The organism is Haemophilus sp. SZY H53, assembly GCF_054332375.1.
The window spans coordinates 1-675 of the sequence record NZ_JBTGNV010000038.1 but is presented as its reverse complement, the minus strand read 5'-3'; the positions used below and the strand labels follow the sequence as shown (position 1 = coordinate 675).

Here is a 675-nt window from a genome sequence, read left to right as displayed (position 1 = left end):
CAAGGTCAAAGATCCTACACATGGTGTCATTCCAACACATATGGTGGTGTCCATCAAAAATGAAGACTCAAGTATCATCCATCTACCCTAGTCCAACCCTTTGTATCAAGAGAAGCATGCCTTTTATGGAAATAGATGACAAAGGGGGAGAAAGTATAACAAAGATAAAATGAAAGGGGGAGAACAAAGATAAAATGAGGGGAGAGAATGTAAAGATAAAATGAAAATGTTTTTGAGCACACAAGTAGGGGGAGCAAGCTCATGAACTTGGTTGTTGCATTTGATATGTGCATAATCATGTGCTCGCTTGCATTGCATAAGTTTTAAAATTCTGTCACACAAACAAAGGCATCAGCCCCACCACCTCCGAAGAAGACAGCCTCTGTTAGAAAACCAGCTCCCAAGATGACAAAACTTGCATATGACATGACCGAGGAGGAGACTGACGCTGCAGTGCAAAAAGACTGTAACAAGTTCTTCGAAGCTGCCATTGCTAGTGGTCGAGCAAAGCGAAACCCGGAGAAGCCGTACCTTTTTGTTCGTCCTGAAAAACTAAGGCAAACTGTGGACGCTCACCAGAAAAAGGTATGTGCTGCCCGTAAGGCTTCGCCAAAATCAGACTATGATCGCACGCTCAGCAAATCAATTCAGGAGGCGAAGAAGACAAAGAAGAGA

The 675-nt window shown here is 43.3% G+C and carries 1 protein-coding gene; it reads left to right on the top strand.

Annotated elements, in window-relative coordinates:
* Nucleotides 1–405 precede the first annotated feature (405 nt).
* A partial coding sequence (locus tag ACXVWB_RS11235) for a hypothetical protein (protein WP_458485394.1) occupies nucleotides 406–675 on the top strand: 270 nt, incomplete at its 3' end.